Source organism: Paraburkholderia sp. A3BS-1L (assembly GCF_051125215.1).
In the GTDB taxonomy this organism is placed as follows: domain Bacteria; phylum Pseudomonadota; class Gammaproteobacteria; order Burkholderiales; family Burkholderiaceae; genus Paraburkholderia.
The window spans coordinates 2,031,005-2,050,252 of sequence record NZ_CP120443.1 but is presented as its reverse complement, the minus strand read 5'-3'; the positions used below and the strand labels follow the sequence as shown (position 1 = coordinate 2,050,252).

Genomic DNA, 19,248 nt, shown 5'->3' with positions numbered 1-19,248 from the left:
CGAATGATCGTCAAACCTGCACCGGGCCTCAAAGTGCGGCATCCGGTCACGAAGCAGTTTCTGCCGCCCGAAGGCATCGAAGTGCCGGATGGCGATATTTTCTGGACGCGCGTGGCGAACGACGGTGATGTCGTCATCGAAGCGCCGGCGCCCGCAACCGCATTGAAGAAGGCTGGGGGTGACGCGCAATGACCGTCCCGTTCAAACAGATTCCGCAGAACCTGCGCACGCCGCTGTTCTTCGCGGAAATCGACAATTCGCATGCGAACACGGCAGTCGCCAATCAGCGCGCTCTGCTCATCGGCCCGATGACGACGGGCTCGGCCGCCGCGAACGTGCCGCTGCTATCGGCAGGCACGGGCGACGCGAACACGCAGTTCGGCGCGAACTCCGTGCTCGCGCTGATGACGGCCGCATATCGCCAGAACGACCAGTTCGGCGAACTCTGGTGTCTGCCGCTCGCTGACGCGGCCGGCTCGACTGCGGCAACCGGTTCGATCTTGATCACTGGCGCTCCGACGGCGAACGGCACGCTCGCGCTGTACATCGCCGGTCAGCTGGTATCGGTTGCGGTTACGTCGGGTCAGACGACAGCGCAAGTCGCGACGGCGCTCGCTTCGGCGATCAACGCGATTCCGGGCATGCCTGCCACCGCTGTTGCGTCGACCAGCACGGTCAACCTGACGGCTGACAACAAGGGCCTCGTCGGCAACGACATCGATATTCGCTTCAACTATCAAGGCGCGGCGAATGGCGAGGTCTTTCCTGTTGGCTTTGCCGCAACGATCACGGCGATGACAGGTGGCGCGACAAACCCGACGTTGACGACGGCACTCGGCAATTTGCTCGACATGCCGTTCGACTTCATCGCGTGCGCGTTCACGGACACGACGTCGATGGATGCGATCAAGGCGTTCCTGGACGACTCGACGGGGCGCTGGAGCTGGCAGCAGCAGGTGTTCGGGCATGCGTTCTATGCGTACCGTGCGACCTGGGCGAACCAGACGACGTTCGGCACGGCTCGGAACAACCAGCATGAGACGGTGATGGGCTTCAATGATTCGCCGACGCCTGCATGGCAGTGGGCCTCGGCGATCGCGGCGGTTACCGCCGTGAGCGTCCGTGCTGACCCCGGCATTCCGATGCAGACGGTCGCACTGACGGGCGTGCTGGCGCCGCCGCTGCAATCACGCTTCAACCTGAGCCAGCGCAACACGCTGCTCTATGACGGCATCTCGACGTTCACCGTCGCCGACGACGGCACGGTAGCGATCGAGAATCTGATCACGACGTACCAGACGAACGCATCGGGCCAGCCGGACAACAGTTATCTCGAAATCGAGACGATGTTCCTGCTGACCTACGTGCTGCGTCGCCTGCGCACGATGGTCACGACGAAGTACGCGCGCGTGAAGCTCGCGGCAGACGGCACCCGCTTCGCGCCGGGTTCCGGCATCGTGACGCCGAAGATCATCAAGGCCGACCAGATCGCGGAATACCGCGCGATGGAGTACGAAGGCTATGTGCAGGGAAGCGACATCTTCGCGCAGTCGATCATCGTGGAACAGAACGCCTCCAATCCTAACCGGGTGGATGTTCTGTGGCCGGGCACTCTCATTAATCAGCTGCGCATCTTCGCGCTGCTGGCGCAGTTCCGCCTGTCGACCACGCAGTCCTGATCTGTCCGTCACAACGCATAGCGCCGCCCGCTGATTCGGGCGGCGTTGTCATTTCTGGGAGCCTTAGATGGCGAACAACACAGGCCTCATTGCCGGCACCGCGTATCTGACGGCAGACGGGGTGAATTACCAGCTCGAAGGTGAGCTGAAGTACGACGTCGGCAGCGTGACGCGCGAGTCGAAGTCTGGCCAGGACACCGTGCACGGCTTCAGCGAAATGCCGAAAGCGCCGTACATCAGTGCGTCGATCCGCGATTCTGGCGGTCTCAGCCTCGCGGCGTTCAACGCGATGCGCAACGTGACGCTCGTGCTCGAGCTCGCGAACGGCAAGACGGTCATCGGCCGCAACATGTGGACGGTGGAAGCGCAGGAAGTCGACACGGTCGAAGCGAAGTTCACGTGCCGATGGGAAGGGTTGCAGAACGCGATCACGGAGCAGTAAGCGATGAGCGATACGAAAATGATCGTCCTGCGCAAGCCGTTGAAGCATGGCAAGGCCGACGCTGAAACGACGGTCTCGGAGATCACGCTGCGCGAGCCGCTTGCGGGCGACTACGAGAAGGCCGAGCAGTCGGCGGGCGTCTATGGGACGTCCATCGCGCTGATCGCGCTCCTAAGCGGCGTGCCCGTCGACGTGATCGACCAGATGTACGGCAGCCAGATCGACGAGGCCGAGGACTTCATTGCATCGTTTGGTCACGACGCCGCGCGGAATCCGGACCGCAGCCCGGACGAGATCATCATCCAGTTGACGAAGCCCGTCCAACTCACGAAAGACGACAGCGCGCTCAATCTCGCGTCGCTGTCGCTTTGCGAGCCGACGAATGCGCAGAAGCGCAAAGCCGAAGCGGCGGGCGGTCCGTTCGCGCGAATGGTCGCGCTGATCAGCCTGATCGGCAAGGTGCCGAAAAGCTCCGTGCGCGCGCTGTGCGCTCGCGATTTCCTCGAAGCCGTAGCGTATTTCAACGGTTTTCAGGTTCGGCGATCAACGGACTCGGACGACTGATCGCCGCGCAGATCTCGATCCCGGAATGGTGGGATGACCGTCTCACCGAGCTGACGCACATGATGCGTTTCGATCCTGACCGGGTCGAGCAGATGACAGAAACCGAGACCCTGCACTGGCTCGAAAGAGCGCGTCGCCTGGGCAAACGCATTGGAGTGGTCGCATGAACATCGGTGGCGGCGCAGGCGCCGTGCTCAGCACCGCCAAGGGGATTGGCAATCTGGCGAGTTCGCTCGCTGCGCGGCTCGGCGGGTCGGCTGCCTCGTATTTCGATCAGCTGCGGCCGGCATCGTATCGCGGCGTGCCGTTCGTTTCTCTCGGCAGCGAATCGGCGTTCGGGCGGCGCAATCAGGTCCACCAGTATCCGCAGCGTGACACGCCGTGGATTGAGGATCTCGGCCGCGGCGCTCGGCGCATCCGTATGTATGGCTTCGTCATTGGCGACGACGTCATCATGCAGCGCGACATCATGATCGCCGCCGTCGAGACTGCTGGGGACGGCGAACTGATCCATCCGACGCTCGGGCGGCTCAACGTAAACCTGGACGGCTTCCGCAGCATCGAGCACTGGGAACGCGGCCGGTATTTCGAATTCCAGTTTGAATTCATCGAGGCTGGACAGCGCACGTATCCGACGGCCGAAACGGCGACGCTGCAGTCGGTGCTTAATGCGGTGGCCGGTTTGAACGCCTCAGCCGCGCTGAATTTCGCAAAGACCGCACTGAATGCGATCGCGTATGGTGCAGCCGTGCTCGGCACGGTCGTGAATACCGCGCTCGGCTGGTACACATTCGCAACGAACATCGTCGGCGACGCGCGAAACCTGTTTCAGCTGCTGTTCAACCTGCCGGGTGACTTCGGTCGCTTCGCGGGCAGCGCGACGGTGCCGACGTTCAGCAAGTACCCGAGTTCGTCAGTGCAGTCGAACCAGACGACGCAGTCAATGATAGAGGCCGCGACGACGGCGCGTGCGGCTGTCAGCAAGGCGGCCGACACGATGGCGGCCGCTGCGGCGGGGTTCGATGCAACGACGGTCGACACGTTCACCGCGTCAGTGCAAGGCGTGACGTCCGCAGTTTTGGCGGCGACGAACGATCCGAACGACTCGATTCGCCTGCTGTCGTCGCTCGCGACGTTCGCCCCGGATGCAGGCACGACCAGCTCGGTGATCGGCACGGCGATGGGCGACATGCAGTCAGCGTGCGGCGATCTGTTTCGGCGCACCTCGATCGGCGCGGTCGCGCAGGCCTCATCGACATATCAGCCGACGTCCAGCGACGACGCGGCACGCGTGCGCGATCTCGTGACCGATCTGATCGACGCAGAGATGTCGGTTGCTGGTGATCAAGGCGAAGACGAGACGTATGAGGCGCTATCGACACTGCGCGCGGCGGTTGTTGCGGACCTGAACAAGCGCGGCGCGGGACTGTCGTCGATCAAGGTGTTCGAGCTGCCGGCGCCGATGCCGTCTCTCGCCATCGCGACGCGGCTATACCGCGATCCGACGCGTGCTGACGAACTCGTTGCGCAGGCGAATCCTGCGCACCCAGCCTTCATGCCCACGACCTTCAAGGCATTGGCGAACTGATCTTCGAGCGGTTTCATGGCCAGCAAAATTTCCATTGCGATCACCGCGAAGAATCAGGCATCCGGCCCGATTGGGAAGGTGACGAATAGCCTGTCGAAGCTGCAGGCGCAGGCGAATAAGGGCAAGTTGAGTAGCCTCGGCAGTTCGATTGCTGCTGGCTTCAATTCCAACAGCGGCGCGATCTCCGAGATCGCGAGCTTCGTCGGCAAAGCGGGGATCGTCGGCGGCATCACTGCGCTGACGGTGAAGATTGCGCAGATGGAATCGCAGTGGGCATCATCGGTGCGCTCGATGAGCAATCTCGCAGTGCGGAGCGGTTTGTCGACGACAAGCGCGTTCGGCGTGCAGTACGCTGGGCGTCTCGCGGGACTGTCGCCCGAGCAGGCGAATGCGGGCATTGAACAAGTGCGTCAGACGTACAGCGACGCCATCAACAACCGCAATCCGGAGGCGCTCAAGCGCTTTCAGGCTGCGGGCATCTCGACCGATCCGAACCGGCTGGAATCGATTGAGTCGGTACTGACGAAGCTTGCAGCGTACGCGGATGCGCTGCGGCAGGGCGGCAAGTATGGCGGCGCGCAGAACTTCCTGAATGCGGCCGGTGCGGGCTCGCTCATCGATTTTCTGAATCGCGGGCCTGCGCAAGTGGCCGCTGATCTTGCGACCGCGAAGGCGTATATCCCGGACGAGCAGGATGTTCAGCGTGCCAAGGAATATGCGGACGCGTCAGCAAAGCTCGGCATCACGTATGACCGACTCAAGATGACGGTTCTCAGCGGCGTCGAGCCTGCATTGAATTCTCTGCTCAACGGAATTCAGTTCTTTTTCGATGCGGCGAGCGGGCGCGGCAGGCCAAAGGCGCAACCGAACGGCTCGGACAGCAGCGAGCAGCGGATTTGGAGCGGGTTCGAACGAGCCGGTAACTTTCTGCGCGGCAACGGTGCAATTACGAACGTGGATCGTGACGCAGGTAAAGGTGCTGACGGTCAGCCGGATTCGCAGAATTTTTCGTCTCCGGGACCGCTTGACAAAGCGCGTTCGATGGTCGAGTGGTACATGAATCATGGCCTCTCGCGCGCGCAGTCGATCGGCATGGTGGCGAACGCCAGTCGCGAGAGCGGGCTGGACGACCGCGCGGTAGGCGACAACGGAAAGGCCGTCGGTCTGTATCAATGGCATCCGGATAGACAGGCATTGTACGAACGCACATTCGGTCGGCCTCTGTCATTGGCGACGCGTGAAGAGCAGATGGGATTCTCGCTCTGGGAACTCCAGAACAATGAATCGGTGGCCGGGAAGGCGCTGCTTTCTTCGTCGCGCGCCGATGATTCTGCAGCGAGAGTCTCATCGTTTTATGAGCGGCCAAAGGATCCCGGCGAGGCGGCTTTGCGCGCAGGCATCGCGCGCGATCTCGATAAGCGTCTCGGGCAGGGTGCCGATGATTCTGCGGCGCGGGTCCCATCACTGTACGAGCGGCCGATGGAGCCCCGCGAGACGAGCCAGCGCGCCAGAGCCGCTCAGCGTCTTGATGAGCAGCCCGGACAGGAGACCGCTGAGGCAGGGAAAGTCCGGGTCGAGATTGTCCACAAGAATGCGCCACCGGGTACGAGCACGAACGTGACGTCGTCGCCGAACGTGGACACGCAACTGAAAACCGATCGCCAACGGGCCTCGCTGGGCGATCAATACGCCTTTTCACCTGGTAACTTCTGATGCCGAATGCAGATCGCATTGTCGACGCCGTAGGTGCTAAGCCCGGCGCCGATGAAGTGCGTGTGCTGATGACGCAGGACGGCCTCGTGCTTACCGGTTGGAAGGAGGTGCGCATCACGCGATCGATTGAGGTGGCGACGTCTTCGTTCATCCTGACGTGCTCGGCTGATGCGAACACGCTGAAGCTGGTTTCGAAGGAGGGTGCGCCGGTCCAGATCTCGATCGGCGACTCGGTCGTGCTGTCGGGCTATGTCGAGACCATCGAGACGATTCTGACGCCGCGCTCGCATGACATCACGATCTCCGGGCGGGGGAAGGTGGCCGATCTGGTCGACTGCTCATGCCGTATCGATCGCGTGAATGCGAACGTCGGCCTGCTCGACTTGTGCAAGAGCATTGCGAGTCAGTATTCGATCGATGTGTTCATTCCGCCGAACGGCACGCAGGCTGCGCTCGACGCCCTGGCTCCGCTGCCTCGCCAGATCATCAGCATCACGGAAACGGCGTGGGAAGTCATCGAGCGCTATGCGCGCTATTGCGGGCTGCTAGTCTTCGAGAGTGAAGAGGGTGAGCTGACGATCTCTCAGGCCGGAACGGAGCTCGGCGCGTCGGGTGTTGCGCTCGGCAGCAACGTCGAGGCGCTGGTCTGTACGAAGAGCACGCTTGGCACGTACAGCACATATAACGCAGTGCTCAGCGCGTACAGCGCTGGCGCGGATGACGAAAGCATTCCGAATCTGCCGGTCGTGACCGTCGTTAACAACGCGACAACGGCGAATGCGCTGCGATTCAGACCGACGTATTTCGTGTCTGAACAGAGCGCGACGGACCGCGATTTCGTCACGAAGCGTGTGAACTGGATGGCATCTCGCGCGTACGGTCGCTCTCGGCGCGTTCGCGCGCTGGTGGATAACTGGCGCGACGCGAGCGGATCTCCGTGGCTTGTGAACGTCAACTATCCGGTGTCGGCAAACGCTGCGGGCATCCCAGCGAACACGATCCTGCTACTCGCCGAGGTGACGTTCATCCTCAATGAGGGGGGCACGCACGCGGAGCTGGTCTTCGGGCCGCGTCAAGGGTTCCTGCCGGAGCCAATCGCGCTTGATGTCCTTCCGATGGACGAATCAACGCAAACACCTGCGGAGCAATAGTGCTGAGCGATTTGAACAGGCTGGCGCGTCGGATCCTGCTGTTGATGGCGCGCGGCGCGATCGCGCTCGTCGACGACACGAAGAGCGTGCAGACGTTGCAGGTACGGCTGAACGCGCTCGAGTTGATTCCCGATGTGCCGCGCTATGCCGAATACGGCTTCACATCGAATCCACCGACGGGAACGCAGGCGCTCATCGCCTTCAAGAACGGCGATCGCAATGATGGGTTCGTGATTGCGACATCCAACGCAAAGTACCGCATGACCGGGCTCGCATCCGGAGAGGTTGCGATCCACGACAGCCGCGGGCAGTCGGTCTATCTGACGGCATCCGGCATCGTCGTGAATGGCGGTGGCAATCCAATCACGTTCACGAACGCGCCGGAAGTGATCGCAGACACGCCGCTGCTGAAATGCAAGGGCGACATCCTGGACAACTACGAGACGAACACACGAACGGTTGCGGGGATGCGCCAGGTAGCGAACCTGCATACGCACCCGATTAACAACGTTCAGACGGGCGGCAGCACCATCAACACGCAGCCGCCTACACAACCGGAGTAACGCATGTCCGACATCTCTGTCGTCTGGGACGTCGACAACAGCCGCGGCGACTGGTCGTTTGAGCCACTAACCGTTGCAGGTCAACAGATCACGGTCTCAAACCCATTGCCGTTCGGTAGTGGCGATGGAGTGACCGCGCAATTTCAGTTGTCGGCCATCAGAGGAGCGATTAGCGGAATTATCTCCGCGCAGATCTACCGAAACGACTGGCAAGGCAACCAGCTGCTGTATGTGACGGCGCGGACGAATGGACTGCTGTGGTCGCAGGACTTCACGCAATCGGTCTGGGCCAAGCAGTCTGGCGGGGTCGGCACGATTCCGGTGGTTACGGGCAACTACGCCACCGGGCCGGACGGGGTATCACTCGCCTCGCGCGTCCAGTTCTCGCTCAATGGCGGCAATACGACGAGCGATTACAGCCGGCTAACGCAGAACCGTACCACTGTCGCCGGATTGCCATACGCGCAGGGCGTATGGGCACGATCAACTGATGGCGTGTCGAGCTATCAGTTGGAGATGAGTTTTAATGGCCAAAGTCCGCTTGTCATAACAGTCGGGCCAACATGGACGCTATTCTCTAATCTTGACCCAAGCGCTCAAGATACATCCCGCAATTTCCGCTTTAACCTGCGGGGCGCTTCTGGTACTTCGCAATCAGCCGATATTCTCATGTTCGGCGCAATGCACGTTCAGGGTACAACCACAGGTGCTTACATCCCCACCACCACCGCTGCGGTGACGGTGACGGATTACACACTGACGTCTGTTGGACTCGTGGCGCTTGCCGCTACGCCGGCAGTTGGCGCGGCGCTGACATGGACTGGCGCTTACATCTCGAGCACGGTGAGCGGCGGGGATCTCGCGCGCGGAAACGATCTTGAGACTGCTGTTCTGCTCAGTCTATTTACTGATCGCGCTGCAAATCCAGATGATGTGATTCCCGATGGGACTGGCGACCCGCGCGGCTGGTGGGGCGACATCGGCGAAGAGAAACCGATTGGCTCGCGGCTATGGCTGCTCGATCGCTCAAAGCAGACGCAGGAAGTGCTGAACAATGCTCGTGACTACATCAACGAGGCCCTCCAGTGGCTTATTGATGATGGCGTTGTCGCGAGTATCGATGTGCAGACGCAGTGGGTGCGCGATACGTTCCTCGGCGCGCAAATCACGCTCTATCAACCGACAGGCACGCAGATCAACATGACGTACGCGTGGGCCTGGCAACAGCTCTCCTGACATGCCATTCCAAAGAAAGACGCTCACCACCTTGATCTCTGAGGTGGCAGCAGACATTTCGTCGGCGCTGCAGGGTGCCGATGCGCTGTTGCGGTTTGCCGTTCTCAAGATCATCGGCAAGATCCAGGCGGGCTTGTGCAATCTTCAGTTTGCCTATCTCGATTGGATTGCGCGGATGGCCGTGCCATTCACCGCCGAGGATGAATATCTTGAAGGCTGGGCTGCGCTGAAAGACGTCTATCGGAAGGCGGCGACGCAGTCTCAGTTGACCGCGCAATTCCCGGGAACGACGGGGAAAGTGCTCAGCGCGGGCACAGCGGTCGCACGCGGTGACGGGGTGACGTACACGACGTCGACGACGGGGACGGTGGACGGGACTGGCAATGTGTCGGTGACCATCGTCGCCGATGTGGCGGGCTCCGCGGGCAATGCGGATGCTGGTACGGTCGTATCACTGAGCATCGCTGTCGACGGAATCCAGCAGGGCGGGACGATCACGGGAACCGTTGCGGCAGGCGCAGACATTGAGAGCAACGACGACTTGCGCAGTCGAATGCTTGACGCGTACCAGAGCACTCCTCAGGGCGGCGACGTCGAGGACTATGTTGAGTGGGCGCTGGCGGTCGCGGGCGTCACGCGCGCGTGGTGTGCGCCGAATGGCTTCGGCGCCGGAACCGTCGTTGTCTACACGATGTGGGACAACGCGGAAGCGGCGCATGGCGGGTTTCCGCAGGGCACCGATGGCGTCTCGCAAAACGATAAAGGGCCGGGCGGCTTGCCGCGGGGAACCGTCGCGACGGGCGACCAGCTTGTCGTCGCGGATTCGATCGTAACGAAGCAGCCGGTAACGGCGCTCGTTTATTCGTGCGCTCCAATCGCCAACAACCTGACGATCACGCTTTCAGGTCTGACGTCAGCGACGACAGCGACACGCAATGCGATCTCCGCAGCCATTGCCGATGTGCTGTTCCGCAACGGTGATCCTCGCGCGGGAACCATCAATCGAGATGACATCTCGGCGGCGATCCGTTCTGTGTCTGGTACGAGCGGCTTCCTGATCACGCTTATTCAAGGCGTCGTCGGCGTCACGACCACGACTTACACCGGCAACATCACCAGTGGCTTCGGGCAGCTTCCTGTGCTCGCGAGCGTGCTTTACGTCTGAGGCTCCATGCTCGCACCGAATTACAAGGCAGCCGACTTCCTCAAGGCGCTGCAGGGGCTGATGCCGCGCGGTCGAGTCTGGCCGCGCGATCCCGACGCGGTGCAAACGCATGTTCTATCCGGTTTGGCGCCGAGTTACGAGCGCTCGACGGCGCGCGCGAATTACCTGCTCGTCGACGCGTTCCCGGCGACGACATATGAGTTGCTTCCCGAATGGGAATCAACGCTCGGCCTTCCGGATCCATGTGCTGGCGTTGCGCCGACAATTGCGCAGCGTCAGGCGCAAGTGCTGGCGCGATTCGTTGGGGTGGGCGGCCCGACGATTCAGAGCCTGACGGCGTTCGCGGCAAACCTCGGCTACACGGTCACGATCACACAGTTCGTGGAGGCCAGGGCGGGTCAGATGCGAGCAGGTGATGCTTGCAACGGGACGGCTTGGTCATACGCGTGGCAGGTAAATGCCCCGCTTAACACAGTCACGATTGCTACGGCTGGAGCGATGGCGGCCGGTGATCCGCTCGCATCGTGGGGCAATGCAGTTCTTGAGTGCGAGATGAAGGCAGTGATGCCTGCGCACACGATTCCAATCTTCTCTTACTCATAAGAGGCCACATGTATCGCATTGATGATGCAACCGCAGCAACTTCGCTGCCGGCTCCGGAAACTGCCGGGACCGAAGGGTATTTCACGGAAGGAAATCCGGCCACCGGTACGCCGGCGACGAAGGTACGCGGCTCGTGGCTGAACATGATCCAGGAAGAGCTGTGCGCGATCCTTGCGGCAGCTGGCATTGCGCGCTCGAAGACGACTTACAACCAGGTGAATCTGGCCCTCCAAAAGCTGTATTCCCCTGTCATCGGAAGCGGGCGCAACATCGCGATGAGTGTTTCGGCCGCATCTGCGTCCGCTACGCTCACGGCAGATGAAATTGTTATCGGTGCGGCGCTTGGCGGCCAGAAGTACATGCTGTCCAGCTTCAACAAGACCATCAATCTCGCAACGACTGGGGCGGGCGGGATGGACACGGGGGCGGCTCCGGTATCTGGCTATGTCGCGCTGTATGCGATCTATAACCCGACGACGGGGGCGAGTGCGCTGCTGGCGACGAATGCGACATCGAGCCTGGCATCGAACATCTACGGTGGCGCGAACATGCCTAGCGGCTACACGGCTAGTGCGCTGGTGAGTGTTTGGCCGACGAATGGGAGTGGGCAGTTCGTCCCGGGTGTGCAGCGTGACCGAAAGTTCCTGCAGAGTTCCGTCCAGGTACTGAATACCACCACGGCGCAAAGCCAGACGGCTCTATCGATTGCGTCCGCCGTACCGTTAAACGCCAAATACTTCTCTGGATATACAGGTCTATTGTCGACCTCAACGGTGGGCATGTCGATCAATCTCTGGTCGGCTAGCAGTGGGGGTTTCATCACTCATCCGTTTGACGCTTACGTTCTGGCGAACGTCGCGACTATCACGCCATTCGAGAATGGCGTCGTTACTTCTCAGAATATTGGCTACAGCACGACTTCAGGCGGTGGCGCAGTAACGTTCAACATCTTCGTCACTGGCTACACGATCTAGGACACTAAATGAACGTCTACGTACAATTTAGCGACGCAACCGAAACGACCATCATTGCATCTTTCGGTTGCCCGCAAAGCTCGGCCGCCTTCCCGAATCAGGCAACGATTGATTCGAGCGATGCGCGGTATCAGGCATTCATCAATCCAGCATCAACTTTGGCCGGCGCGCAATCCGCCAAGATTGCCGCGCTGACGGCCGCCTATCAAGCAGCCATTCAGCAACCTGTCAGCTATACGAGCAAGGGTGGCGCGACTAAGACGTACCAGGCTGACGCTGGGAGCATCGCGAACTTGACCCAGATGCTGCTTGCATTCCAATCAAGCCAGACGGTTCCTGTTGGGTTTTACTGGGTCAGTCTGGATAACACGCAGGTGCCTTTCTCGTATGCCGATATGCAGGCGTTGGCCAATGCGCTCGGCACCCAAGGCGCGGCGGCATTTCAACAACTGCAGACGTTGAGGGGCAAGGTAAACGCTGCGGCGACTGTCGCCGCCGTGCAGACTATCGATTGGCCTTAATAGTTGGGCTGCGGTTGCCTACTCATAAGGCACGAACGACAACTACAATCGAGCGGTTTCATGATTTTTTTGTGACCCTTGGGAAGAATGCATCCAGGATCTTTTCCCGAGGTCGCCGCGAAATAGAGACCGGAATGGCATCTCGATTGTCCGGTAGGTGATTTCAGACAAAACTAGGGCGGCACCAATATCGATAACTCCGAGCCATGGAGAGGAAATTCTTGTTATTCCAAACCAGTACAAGACGAATGGAGTCATTAATATTACGAGCCCATGCAATATATACAGAGAATACGATCGCGTTCCAAGCCACATCAATACCCTCAATTGAAGAATTCTGTGGATGAGCGACCTTCTCGCTAGGCAGGAAATCACAAGCGATGGCAGGATAAATATGATAGCAACGTAGTCTATAGCCGAGAAAGCCGGATCGTCATGGTAACAAATCAACACTGTCATCGCTCCAATCACGGAAACACTCAATATGTTCGCCACCAGCAAGCCTAGGTCGCGAATCTTTGATCCATTTATGAGGTGGCGCGCGATGAGAATTCCAATACAAAATCCAATAATGCATCTAAGTATTCCTGTACTCAGGAAGCTATAGATAACATCGTAATACGTATCAATCCTATATTCGTGGCTTTTCCCCCAGCCTTCAAATAATACGACCGTAGACACCGCGACAATTCCCGCGATGACTCGCGTCGAAGATTTCCCGCTACGCAGCAGAGAGAACCAAAGTACGTTGACGATCATTTCAGCCGATATTGACCAGGCGATAGCATTCCATGTGTGGTGCTGTATTAGTCCGACACCCTGCAGGAATAAAGCGCTAAGCACAAAGCCGTAAAGTGTTGCATCCCACGGGAAAATGGCACGCGCATGGACACTGAAGTCCAGGATGTAGAAGTAACACCCGGCTGTGGCTAGAAGAACAGCCCAATGCATTGGAGCCATTCTGGCAAAACGAGCCCGGAGAAACCTGGCAAATCCCGTCTCTCGCGTCAAAATCCTGTTTTCATAGGTAATTGTCAGCACCACCCCGCTAATAATGAAAAACAAGTCAACACATAGATACCCCCAACTCCACCAAGATGCATTTGGGTATAAATTATTTTTAGAATGAAATATGACAACACTCATCGCGGCAAGCCCGCGCAAGGCATCCAGCTCCGGAAGCCTAGTCATCACGTTTTTTTCATTTGAACTTGTCATGTCCTTGATGCGCCTTCGTGTCAGCAATAGTCTTCGAGGTTCGGGAAGGCCCATATGATACCGGACCTTCTATTCGTCAGAACCGATAGCGCATCATGACGACATGGGCACCAGTCGCAAGCCCGGGGTATGGATTCCAGTTCGCCTTCATGCCGTAATAGCGGTACGACAGCGAGAACGGTCCGCGTCCAACGGATGCGCCGACAACATATCCAATCTGCATGACCGTCTTGTGAGAGAGGTCTTGCCACTGGTCGTCGAGGTTGTAGAGCGATTCATGCCAGGTCTGCCAGTAAGCCCATGCGCCAGCCTCGACGCCGAAGCGCCAGCTGCTGTAGGTGTAGCCGGCATCAAGAGTTAGCGGGATGCCCTGAACATGGCCGTGGCCATTGAAGGGTGAGAGACGCTCGCCCGCGGGCATGTCGACCTGATGCGTCGTCGGGTTGTACTGGTCATCAGGGACGCCGTTCACCGATGCGCTCTGCTCTCCGAGATAGACGTAGCTCGCGTGGTAGCGCAGGTCCCACGGACCGCGCTGATAGATCGTGCCGGTGATGCCCGCCTGCACTGCTGGAAAGGTCAGCTTCTCGCGATTGTCGGGGAGGCCGTCCTGAATCCAGGTTCCGTTGCCCATGTCCTTCGCCACGCCGAAGCCGAGACCGATTTCAGCATGGAGGAAGTCCTCTGCATGGGCCTGCGTAGCAGCTGCGCAGCCGAGCGTCATCGCTACGGCTGCGGCTCTCCATCGTGCGCCGGGGAGTCGGCGTTCAAATCGATCGTCGCTCCGATGTGGCGCATGCGTTGCAGGACGCGCTCGATCGTTGCGTCGTCCAGTTCTAGTCTGGCTGCGGCGAAGAACAGCATGTGCGGATTCATGTCCCGCGGCTTCTCGCCTCCGGTGTAATTCCGCCATTGGCGCCCGCTCGACACCCCAAACAGGGCGGCCATTTTGGAGGCCGACAGGCCCAACTCGCCCTTCAATCGGTCGAGATCCTGTGGAGAGGGTGGGTCGTAAAGCATGAGGGGATCCAGCACCCAGGCGGGTGCGAAAGCAGAGCTTCATGGCAGTGTCCTTTCGGATAGACGGGCCGCGCGTTTGCGCTTCCAACGGTTCCGAATGTAGGACGTTTGGGCCTAGGTGTCAAGAATTTGTCGGCCGACTACTTGGCTTTCTTCTTCGCCTCGATGGAGGTGAGCACGTACTCAAGTATTTCCTGTTTGAGCTCGTTGTAGCGCTGCATATTCAAAAAATGATCCGCGTTTGGAGCGAATGTTGCTTCGAGTCGCGCGACGATCTCTGCATTCAAGGAGCGGCTGTTTGCCTTCGCAGCCTCCTCGAGCCGAATTTTCAGATCCGGCTGCATGCGCAGGCCGAATGGCGGAATGTGGGATGTGGGTGGGCGTGTTGTCATGGCGACATGGTGTAGTCAAAAAGAGCTTGACGCAATAGCTACACGCTGTAATGATTACATCATGTAGCCAACGGAGGGAGATGATGCAAACACGAACGATTGCCCCATTCGGCGTCCGGATGCCCGCCGATCTGAAGGAGTGGCTGAAAGAGCGCGCGGGGCGCAACCGAAGAAGCGCGAATAGCGAGCTGCTAGCCGTGATGGAAGAGGCGAGAGCAGCAGAAAAAGAAAACGCCCGACTGGCTGCAACCGGTCGGGCGTTGGTGACGCAGTGAACCCATAGCAAGGAACACACATCATGAAAGATAGTAGCACATCGCTGGCGGCGCGCCAGGTCAAAGTGCCGTTTCACGGGGCTGAGCTTTATGTCGTTGAGCACAACGGCCAGCCGTATGTACCCATGAAGCCCGTTGTTGAGGGCATGGGGCTGGCATGGCAACCGCAGCACCGTAAATTGACCGAGAGCCGGTTTCAATCAACCATCACCGAATTGGTGATGGTTGCTCAAGACGGCAAGCAGCGGAAGGTGGTTTGCATGGCGCTCCGCAAGCTGCCTGGATGGCTGATGTCGATCGAGCCCGGTAAGGTCAAAGATATAGATGTCAGAGAACGGGTGCTTCGCTTTCAGAGTGAATGCGACGACGCGCTTTGGCAATACTGGAACGATGGCATCGCCGTGAATCCCCGCATGGCATTTTCGGTGAACCCTGGCGACATCCTGACTGGCGATCAGCAGGAGACATTGCGCTTGATGGTCAAGACGCTCGTTGAGCGCTTGCCGAAGTCCAAGCAGGGTGGCGCAGCGACACGTGTCTGGTCGAAGTTGAAGGCGCACTTCAAGGTGCCGTATCGGCAAATTCCGCAGGTCGAATTCACGGAGGCTGTGAGCATCGTGACTCGCACGGCAGCGGAATGGGAAGTCGTTGAGCCGGAGTTGGCTCCCGGCATTCACTTCGCAGTTCCCGGCTTTGGTCGGTACGTTGTGGTTGCGAGCGAACTCGGCTCATACGTCTATAGCATTGGCGGCTTCCGCATTATTGCGAACGACGAAGCGAAGCGTCTGCAGCTCGAGATGCTTGCGTTGAGCGAAGACCTCGCGCGCACCAAGAACAGGCTGAGCGCTATCCTCGACGACAACAAAACCGTCTTTCGGCCGGTAGCCGAAGGCCTGCGAATGCTCTAGCGAGCCTTGAAGTTCAACAACAAAAGCCACCTTCGGGTGGCTTTTTTATTTCCGGGGATCGAATGCAAGGACATCAGGCCGATGTGTCTCCGCGCGCGAGCGTGGAAGAACGACTGAAAGCGGGTGACCGCCGCTTCTCGAAGTTGGAGCAACGGCTCGAGCAGAGCGATGCATCGACGAAGAGACATCTGCAGCAGCAAGACGGCGAGATCGAGACAATCAAGGCCATCGTTGCTCGAATCGACCAGAACACGAGCTCGATCGTCGAGACGTGGAATGACGGCGCACGCGCAGTGCGGTTTTTCTGCCGGCTTGCGCAAGCGTGGCGCTTCCTGCTTCGACAGGTCGCGATCCCCGTTGTGATTCCCCTGTTTGCCGCATACGCGGGCCTGTATTACGCGGCTCACGGCCATTTCCCGCCGTGGCTTGCCGATACCGTCAAACTCATTCTCGCGATCGTATGAACCTCACAGCAGAGGTCATCGCCGCTGGTACCGGCGCGACGCTGGCGCGCGCAACGGTGTTCGCGCCGTTCATCCAGGCCGCGTGCGAGACGTATCACATCCTCGATCCGCGCGACGTCGCCGCCTTCCTCGCGCAAACCGGGCATGAGTCGGAGAACCTGGTCTATACGAAGGAAATCTGGGGGCCAACGCCCGCGCAGCGCCTCTACGAGCCACCGTCGCAGAAGGCGAAAGGCCTCGGGAACACGCAGCCAGGCGACGGCCGCCGATTCTGTGGGCGTGGCCTCATCCAGATCACCGGGCGACGCAACTACACGCTCGCCGGCGTTGGTCTCGACCTGGACCTCATCAACCACCCCGAGCTGCTCGAGCAACCCGAGCACGCCGCGATGTCCGCCGGCTGGTTCTGGTGGAACAACAAGCTTAGCGCGCTCGCGACGGCCGGAAGATTCACGACGCTCACGGAGCTCATCAACGGCGGCACGAATGGCCTAGCCGCACGGCAGGCGCTGTATGGCGCCGCGAAGAAAGCGCTCGGTATCGAATAGCCGATCAAATACCCGTCAAATGACTATCAAATAGCCGCCACGAGCGGCCTTTTTTACGCCATGACCAAAGCACAAGACACGCATGAAACGCATCGCACGCTCACCGAAGACGTCTTTTATCCGGGTCACGAGCCACGCACTGAGTCGGCCATCTTTCGCGCTAGCAAGCGCGAGATGAAGAAGGAGGGCGGCTATGTCTGCGCGGTATGCGGAGACGAAGAGTCGGTCGAGTCGCATCACCGATTCTTCGAGTGGGCCTACAGCCACGCAATCGACTTCGCATGGATCCGAGGCGTGGCACTCAATCAGGTCGACACGATGTGGTCGCACAAGCTGCAGCGTGTCGTGCCGATCCCGAAGAAGCATCCGATCTGGGACCTCATCCGACTGACGCAGGGCTTCGACTGGGAGGCGTTCGATCCCGCCAAGCCCGAGACGTTTGTCGACTCCGTCTACAACCAATTGCCTCTCTGCGAGCTGCATCACCGCGGCAAGGGTCACGGCCGCCACGAAGAGAGCGATCCCGTCTGGAACGTCCAGGCATTCCTCGTCAAGGGCTTCGTGTACTCGCCCGACGAACTCAAGCAACTTCACCAGGAGCATTCGTGAATCCAACCTCGAGCATTCAAACCGGCGCGATCACCCTTACTGCCGCATCCCTCGTGCCGATTATCGATTGGGCTGCGCAGGCGGCTCACGTCACGATCCCGATGGAGGCCCAGCTTCAGATCTCGGCCTTCATCATCACCGGCGCACACGCTGTCTACAACTACCTGATGGCTCGCGCTGCCGCCAAGCAACCCGTCACGCCCGCTCAATGAAAGCCGCCCTGTTGGCGCTCTGCCTGACGGGATGTGCCGGTCAGGCGACCTACGATGTGCGCCCTTTCTATGACGAAGCATCGAAGCAAGTCCTGTGTTGTGCCGCGTCGATCACGAACGGCAAGGACATCTCGAGCGTCAACGTCCATGTCCAGAAAACGCCTGACGGCTACACGCTGGACTTCTCCGAAACGGGCGTCGGCGCTACCGCACCGATAACCGCCCAGTCTCAAGCCACTACCGCTGTCGCTACAGCCGTCTCAAACGTCGCTGTCACTGCGGCCAAGTTCTCGCTCAAACCCTGAGGTTCCCCATGCTCCGAAAACTCATGCTGCTCGCGGCAGGCTTTGCCGTGCTCGCTCTCTCTGCGTGCAATGGCTCCGCGCCTACGCTGCCGCCCTTGACCTTCGCTCAACAGGTCGGCCTCGCCTGCAACTACGCCGACACGGCGGTCACCATCATGACCGATGACGGCCTGTTCACGGGCGGCGCACTGAACACGCTCAATACCGACGTCAAGCCTGCAATCGGCAAGGTCTGTGCGGCTGGCGCCACCGTCACCACGCCGAACCTGCAGGCACTGAGCAAGACCGCGCTGCCGCTGCTCAAGTCGGTGGTCGATGCGTCCAGCCTGGCTCCGCAAGCGAAGAACGACGCGAAGACGGCTATCGACCTGACCGCGGCGGCGATCAATACGGCCATTCTCCTTCAGCCTGCGGCTTCGGCACCCACCCCCGCCTCCACACCACTAGCCGGGGCGGCGCTGCAATGAACGCCCACGACTACGCTTTGCTCGCCCAGGAGGCGTACTCGGCCAAGCCAGACATCGGCGCGGCCGGCAGCGCCTCCCGGGCCATCGTGCGGCAGACCGCGGCGGGGCTCGTCGTAGCATTCCCGGGTACGGACAACCTGCCTTGCGTGGGCGCGGACATTAATATCGCGCTCATGGCGGTTGCGGGGGCGGGCGACGTGCATCGGGGGTTCTGGGATGCATGGAAGGCGATTAGCGCCCCTGTGACTTCTGCGATCGGAGGGCAGCCAGTGACGCTAGTCGGTCATTCGCTGGGGGCGGCGATCGCCATCATGGCAGCGGTGGATATGACGCTTGCCGGGAGGGCGCCCTCCGCCGTCTACGGATTCGAGCCTCCGCGCGTAAGTCCGGGTATCGGCGTGCGCACGCTGCTCGCTAACGTGCGCGTGAGTCTGTTCAAGAATGGCGGCGATCTGGTGCCGGACCTGCCGCTCGGCTGGAGTCACGCGGCACTCCTTACGCACATCGGCAAGCCAGCACTTCCCAACGTGCCAGACCATTTGATCGCGAGGGTAATCCGGTCTCTATCGGCTGCCTAACAGCCTATAGGCTGTATTGTGCGGATACAGGATATAGGTTGTAGGTCGTTAGG

General features: G+C 60.0%; 26 protein-coding genes. 22 read left to right on the top strand and 4 right to left on the bottom strand.

From position 1 onward, the window contains the following. Positions 1-3: 3 nt before the first annotated feature. From P5W99_RS24475 to P5W99_RS24415, 13 genes are all read left to right on the top strand, one after another. Entirely contained in the window at positions 4-192 is a 189-nt protein-coding gene (locus tag P5W99_RS24475) for a DUF2635 domain-containing protein (protein ID WP_434663464.1), read from the top strand. Next, positions 189-1,679 (top strand): phage tail sheath subtilisin-like domain-containing protein, encoded by a 1,491-nt coding sequence (locus tag P5W99_RS24470; protein ID WP_434663461.1) that lies wholly within the window; start codon positions 189-191, stop codon positions 1,677-1,679. The genes P5W99_RS24475 and P5W99_RS24470 overlap by 4 nt, the downstream gene beginning before the upstream one ends. Positions 1,680-1,746: 67 nt before the next feature. Beyond that, positions 1,747-2,121 carry a phage tail tube protein gene (locus tag P5W99_RS24465; protein WP_434663458.1) on the top strand — a complete coding sequence of 125 codons (375 nt, stop codon included), beginning with the start codon at positions 1,747-1,749 and terminating at the stop codon, positions 2,119-2,121. Between the two features lie 3 nt (positions 2,122-2,124). Further along, positions 2,125-2,685, top strand: a complete 561-nt coding sequence (locus P5W99_RS24460; protein ID WP_434663457.1) for a phage tail assembly protein — start codon at positions 2,125-2,127, stop codon at positions 2,683-2,685. Between the two features lie 163 nt (positions 2,686-2,848). After that, positions 2,849-4,273, top strand: a complete 1,425-nt coding sequence (locus tag P5W99_RS24455; RefSeq protein WP_434663455.1) for a DNA circularization protein — start codon at positions 2,849-2,851, stop codon at positions 4,271-4,273. Positions 4,274-4,288: 15 nt separating this feature from the next. Next, positions 4,289-5,986, top strand: coding sequence for a phage tail tip lysozyme (locus P5W99_RS24450; protein WP_434663453.1), 1,698 nt, complete (start codon positions 4,289-4,291; stop codon positions 5,984-5,986). Next, positions 5,986-7,137 (top strand): phage baseplate assembly protein, encoded by a 1,152-nt coding sequence (locus P5W99_RS24445; RefSeq protein WP_434663450.1) that lies wholly within the window; start codon positions 5,986-5,988, stop codon positions 7,135-7,137. Before P5W99_RS24450 ends, P5W99_RS24445 begins: the two co-directional genes overlap by 1 nt. Beyond that, a complete protein-coding gene (locus P5W99_RS24440; RefSeq protein ID WP_434663448.1) occupies positions 7,137-7,700 on the top strand; it encodes a phage baseplate assembly protein V in 564 nt (187 codons plus the stop codon). Before P5W99_RS24445 ends, P5W99_RS24440 begins: the two co-directional genes overlap by 1 nt. Positions 7,701-7,703: 3 nt before the next feature. Next, on the top strand, positions 7,704-8,936 hold the full coding sequence (locus P5W99_RS24435; RefSeq protein WP_434663446.1) for a phage GP46 family protein: 1,233 nt from the start codon (positions 7,704-7,706) through the stop codon (positions 8,934-8,936). A 43-nt stretch (positions 8,937-8,979) separates the two neighbouring features. Next, positions 8,980-10,101 (top strand): baseplate J/gp47 family protein, encoded by a 1,122-nt coding sequence (locus P5W99_RS24430; RefSeq protein ID WP_434663443.1) that lies wholly within the window; start codon positions 8,980-8,982, stop codon positions 10,099-10,101. Positions 10,102-10,107: 6 nt separating this feature from the next. Further along, positions 10,108-10,704 carry a YmfQ family protein gene (locus P5W99_RS24425; RefSeq protein WP_434663440.1) on the top strand — a complete coding sequence of 199 codons (597 nt, stop codon included), beginning with the start codon at positions 10,108-10,110 and terminating at the stop codon, positions 10,702-10,704. Between the two features lie 8 nt (positions 10,705-10,712). After that, positions 10,713-11,678, top strand: a complete 966-nt coding sequence (locus P5W99_RS24420; RefSeq protein WP_434663437.1) for a hypothetical protein — start codon at positions 10,713-10,715, stop codon at positions 11,676-11,678. Between the two features lie 8 nt (positions 11,679-11,686). Then, positions 11,687-12,199 (top strand): DUF4376 domain-containing protein, encoded by a 513-nt coding sequence (locus tag P5W99_RS24415; protein WP_434663435.1) that lies wholly within the window; start codon positions 11,687-11,689, stop codon positions 12,197-12,199. A gap of 42 nt (positions 12,200-12,241) precedes the next feature. Here P5W99_RS24415 and P5W99_RS24410 read toward each other — a convergent pair whose 3' ends face one another. From P5W99_RS24410 to P5W99_RS24395, 4 genes are all read right to left on the bottom strand, one after another. Then, complete coding sequence (locus P5W99_RS24410) at positions 12,242-13,417, bottom strand: acyltransferase family protein (RefSeq protein WP_434663433.1); 1,176 nt, start codon at positions 13,415-13,417, stop codon at positions 12,242-12,244. A 76-nt stretch (positions 13,418-13,493) separates the two neighbouring features. Continuing rightward, positions 13,494-14,141: a hypothetical protein gene (locus tag P5W99_RS24405; protein ID WP_434663431.1), complete on the bottom strand. Its 648-nt coding sequence runs from the start codon at positions 14,139-14,141 to the stop codon at positions 13,494-13,496. A 2-nt stretch (positions 14,142-14,143) separates the two neighbouring features. Continuing rightward, a complete protein-coding gene (locus tag P5W99_RS24400) occupies positions 14,144-14,437 on the bottom strand; it encodes an XRE family transcriptional regulator (protein WP_434663429.1) in 294 nt (97 codons plus the stop codon). A 140-nt stretch (positions 14,438-14,577) separates the two neighbouring features. Further along, positions 14,578-14,829 carry an Arc family DNA-binding protein gene (locus tag P5W99_RS24395; RefSeq protein ID WP_434663427.1) on the bottom strand — a complete coding sequence of 84 codons (252 nt, stop codon included), beginning with the start codon at positions 14,827-14,829 and terminating at the stop codon, positions 14,578-14,580. A gap of 80 nt (positions 14,830-14,909) precedes the next feature. Here P5W99_RS24395 and P5W99_RS24390 point away from each other — a divergent pair, with 80 nt between their 5' ends. The 9 genes from P5W99_RS24390 to P5W99_RS24350 all read left to right on the top strand — a co-directional run bounded on the left by P5W99_RS24390 (position 14,910) and on the right by P5W99_RS24350 (position 19,195). Continuing rightward, a complete protein-coding gene (locus P5W99_RS24390; protein WP_434663424.1) occupies positions 14,910-15,104 on the top strand; it encodes an Arc family DNA-binding protein in 195 nt (64 codons plus the stop codon). A 23-nt stretch (positions 15,105-15,127) separates the two neighbouring features. After that, positions 15,128-16,012 carry a phage antirepressor N-terminal domain-containing protein gene (locus P5W99_RS24385; RefSeq protein ID WP_434663421.1) on the top strand — a complete coding sequence of 295 codons (885 nt, stop codon included), beginning with the start codon at positions 15,128-15,130 and terminating at the stop codon, positions 16,010-16,012. Positions 16,013-16,074: 62 nt separating this feature from the next. Then, positions 16,075-16,476: a hypothetical protein gene (locus P5W99_RS24380; protein ID WP_434663420.1), complete on the top strand. Its 402-nt coding sequence runs from the start codon at positions 16,075-16,077 to the stop codon at positions 16,474-16,476. Next, positions 16,473-17,024 (top strand): glycoside hydrolase family 19 protein, encoded by a 552-nt coding sequence (locus tag P5W99_RS24375; RefSeq protein WP_434663417.1) that lies wholly within the window; start codon positions 16,473-16,475, stop codon positions 17,022-17,024. Before P5W99_RS24380 ends, P5W99_RS24375 begins: the two co-directional genes overlap by 4 nt. A 60-nt stretch (positions 17,025-17,084) precedes the next feature. Further along, positions 17,085-17,633 carry a hypothetical protein gene (locus P5W99_RS24370; protein WP_434663415.1) on the top strand — a complete coding sequence of 183 codons (549 nt, stop codon included), beginning with the start codon at positions 17,085-17,087 and terminating at the stop codon, positions 17,631-17,633. Beyond that, positions 17,630-17,845, top strand: a complete 216-nt coding sequence (locus P5W99_RS24365) for a hypothetical protein (RefSeq protein ID WP_434663412.1) — start codon at positions 17,630-17,632, stop codon at positions 17,843-17,845. Before P5W99_RS24370 ends, P5W99_RS24365 begins: the two co-directional genes overlap by 4 nt. After that, positions 17,842-18,150, top strand: coding sequence for a hypothetical protein (locus tag P5W99_RS24360; RefSeq protein WP_434663410.1), 309 nt, complete (start codon positions 17,842-17,844; stop codon positions 18,148-18,150). Before P5W99_RS24365 ends, P5W99_RS24360 begins: the two co-directional genes overlap by 4 nt. Before the next feature lie 8 nt (positions 18,151-18,158). Beyond that, positions 18,159-18,617 (top strand): hypothetical protein, encoded by a 459-nt coding sequence (locus P5W99_RS24355; protein WP_434663407.1) that lies wholly within the window; start codon positions 18,159-18,161, stop codon positions 18,615-18,617. Further along, on the top strand, positions 18,614-19,195 hold the full coding sequence (locus P5W99_RS24350) for a lipase family protein (RefSeq protein WP_434663405.1): 582 nt from the start codon (positions 18,614-18,616) through the stop codon (positions 19,193-19,195). Before P5W99_RS24355 ends, P5W99_RS24350 begins: the two co-directional genes overlap by 4 nt. The last annotated feature ends 53 nt before the right edge of the window (positions 19,196-19,248 follow it).

Bases quoted from the DNA above. Each gene is read 5' to 3' on its own strand.
- P5W99_RS24475 (WP_434663464.1), top strand. From the start codon at position 4: ATGATCGTCAAACCTGCACCGGGCCTCAAAGTGCGGCATCCGGTCACG.
- P5W99_RS24470 (WP_434663461.1), top strand. From the start codon at position 189: ATGACCGTCCCGTTCAAACAGATTCCGCAGAACCTGCGCACGCCGCTG.
- P5W99_RS24465 (WP_434663458.1), top strand. From the start codon at position 1,747: ATGGCGAACAACACAGGCCTCATTGCCGGCACCGCGTATCTGACGGCA.
- P5W99_RS24460 (WP_434663457.1), top strand. From the start codon at position 2,125: ATGAGCGATACGAAAATGATCGTCCTGCGCAAGCCGTTGAAGCATGGC.
- P5W99_RS24455 (WP_434663455.1), top strand. From the start codon at position 2,849: ATGAACATCGGTGGCGGCGCAGGCGCCGTGCTCAGCACCGCCAAGGGG.
- P5W99_RS24450 (WP_434663453.1), top strand. From the start codon at position 4,289: ATGGCCAGCAAAATTTCCATTGCGATCACCGCGAAGAATCAGGCATCC.
- P5W99_RS24445 (WP_434663450.1), top strand. From the start codon at position 5,986: ATGCCGAATGCAGATCGCATTGTCGACGCCGTAGGTGCTAAGCCCGGC.
- P5W99_RS24435 (WP_434663446.1), top strand. From the start codon at position 7,704: ATGTCCGACATCTCTGTCGTCTGGGACGTCGACAACAGCCGCGGCGAC.
- P5W99_RS24425 (WP_434663440.1), top strand. From the start codon at position 10,108: ATGCTCGCACCGAATTACAAGGCAGCCGACTTCCTCAAGGCGCTGCAG.
- P5W99_RS24420 (WP_434663437.1), top strand. From the start codon at position 10,713: ATGTATCGCATTGATGATGCAACCGCAGCAACTTCGCTGCCGGCTCCG.
- P5W99_RS24415 (WP_434663435.1), top strand. From the start codon at position 11,687: ATGAACGTCTACGTACAATTTAGCGACGCAACCGAAACGACCATCATT.
- P5W99_RS24410 (WP_434663433.1), bottom strand. From the start codon at position 13,417: ATGACAAGTTCAAATGAAAAAAACGTGATGACTAGGCTTCCGGAGCTG.
- P5W99_RS24405 (WP_434663431.1), bottom strand. From the start codon at position 14,141: ATGACGCTCGGCTGCGCAGCTGCTACGCAGGCCCATGCAGAGGACTTC.
- P5W99_RS24400 (WP_434663429.1), bottom strand. From the start codon at position 14,437: ATGCTTTACGACCCACCCTCTCCACAGGATCTCGACCGATTGAAGGGC.
- P5W99_RS24395 (WP_434663427.1), bottom strand. From the start codon at position 14,829: ATGACAACACGCCCACCCACATCCCACATTCCGCCATTCGGCCTGCGC.
- P5W99_RS24390 (WP_434663424.1), top strand. From the start codon at position 14,910: ATGATGCAAACACGAACGATTGCCCCATTCGGCGTCCGGATGCCCGCC.
- P5W99_RS24385 (WP_434663421.1), top strand. From the start codon at position 15,128: ATGAAAGATAGTAGCACATCGCTGGCGGCGCGCCAGGTCAAAGTGCCG.
- P5W99_RS24380 (WP_434663420.1), top strand. From the start codon at position 16,075: ATGCAAGGACATCAGGCCGATGTGTCTCCGCGCGCGAGCGTGGAAGAA.
- P5W99_RS24375 (WP_434663417.1), top strand. From the start codon at position 16,473: ATGAACCTCACAGCAGAGGTCATCGCCGCTGGTACCGGCGCGACGCTG.
- P5W99_RS24370 (WP_434663415.1), top strand. From the start codon at position 17,085: ATGACCAAAGCACAAGACACGCATGAAACGCATCGCACGCTCACCGAA.
- P5W99_RS24360 (WP_434663410.1), top strand. From the start codon at position 17,842: ATGAAAGCCGCCCTGTTGGCGCTCTGCCTGACGGGATGTGCCGGTCAG.
- P5W99_RS24355 (WP_434663407.1), top strand. From the start codon at position 18,159: ATGCTCCGAAAACTCATGCTGCTCGCGGCAGGCTTTGCCGTGCTCGCT.
- P5W99_RS24350 (WP_434663405.1), top strand. From the start codon at position 18,614: ATGAACGCCCACGACTACGCTTTGCTCGCCCAGGAGGCGTACTCGGCC.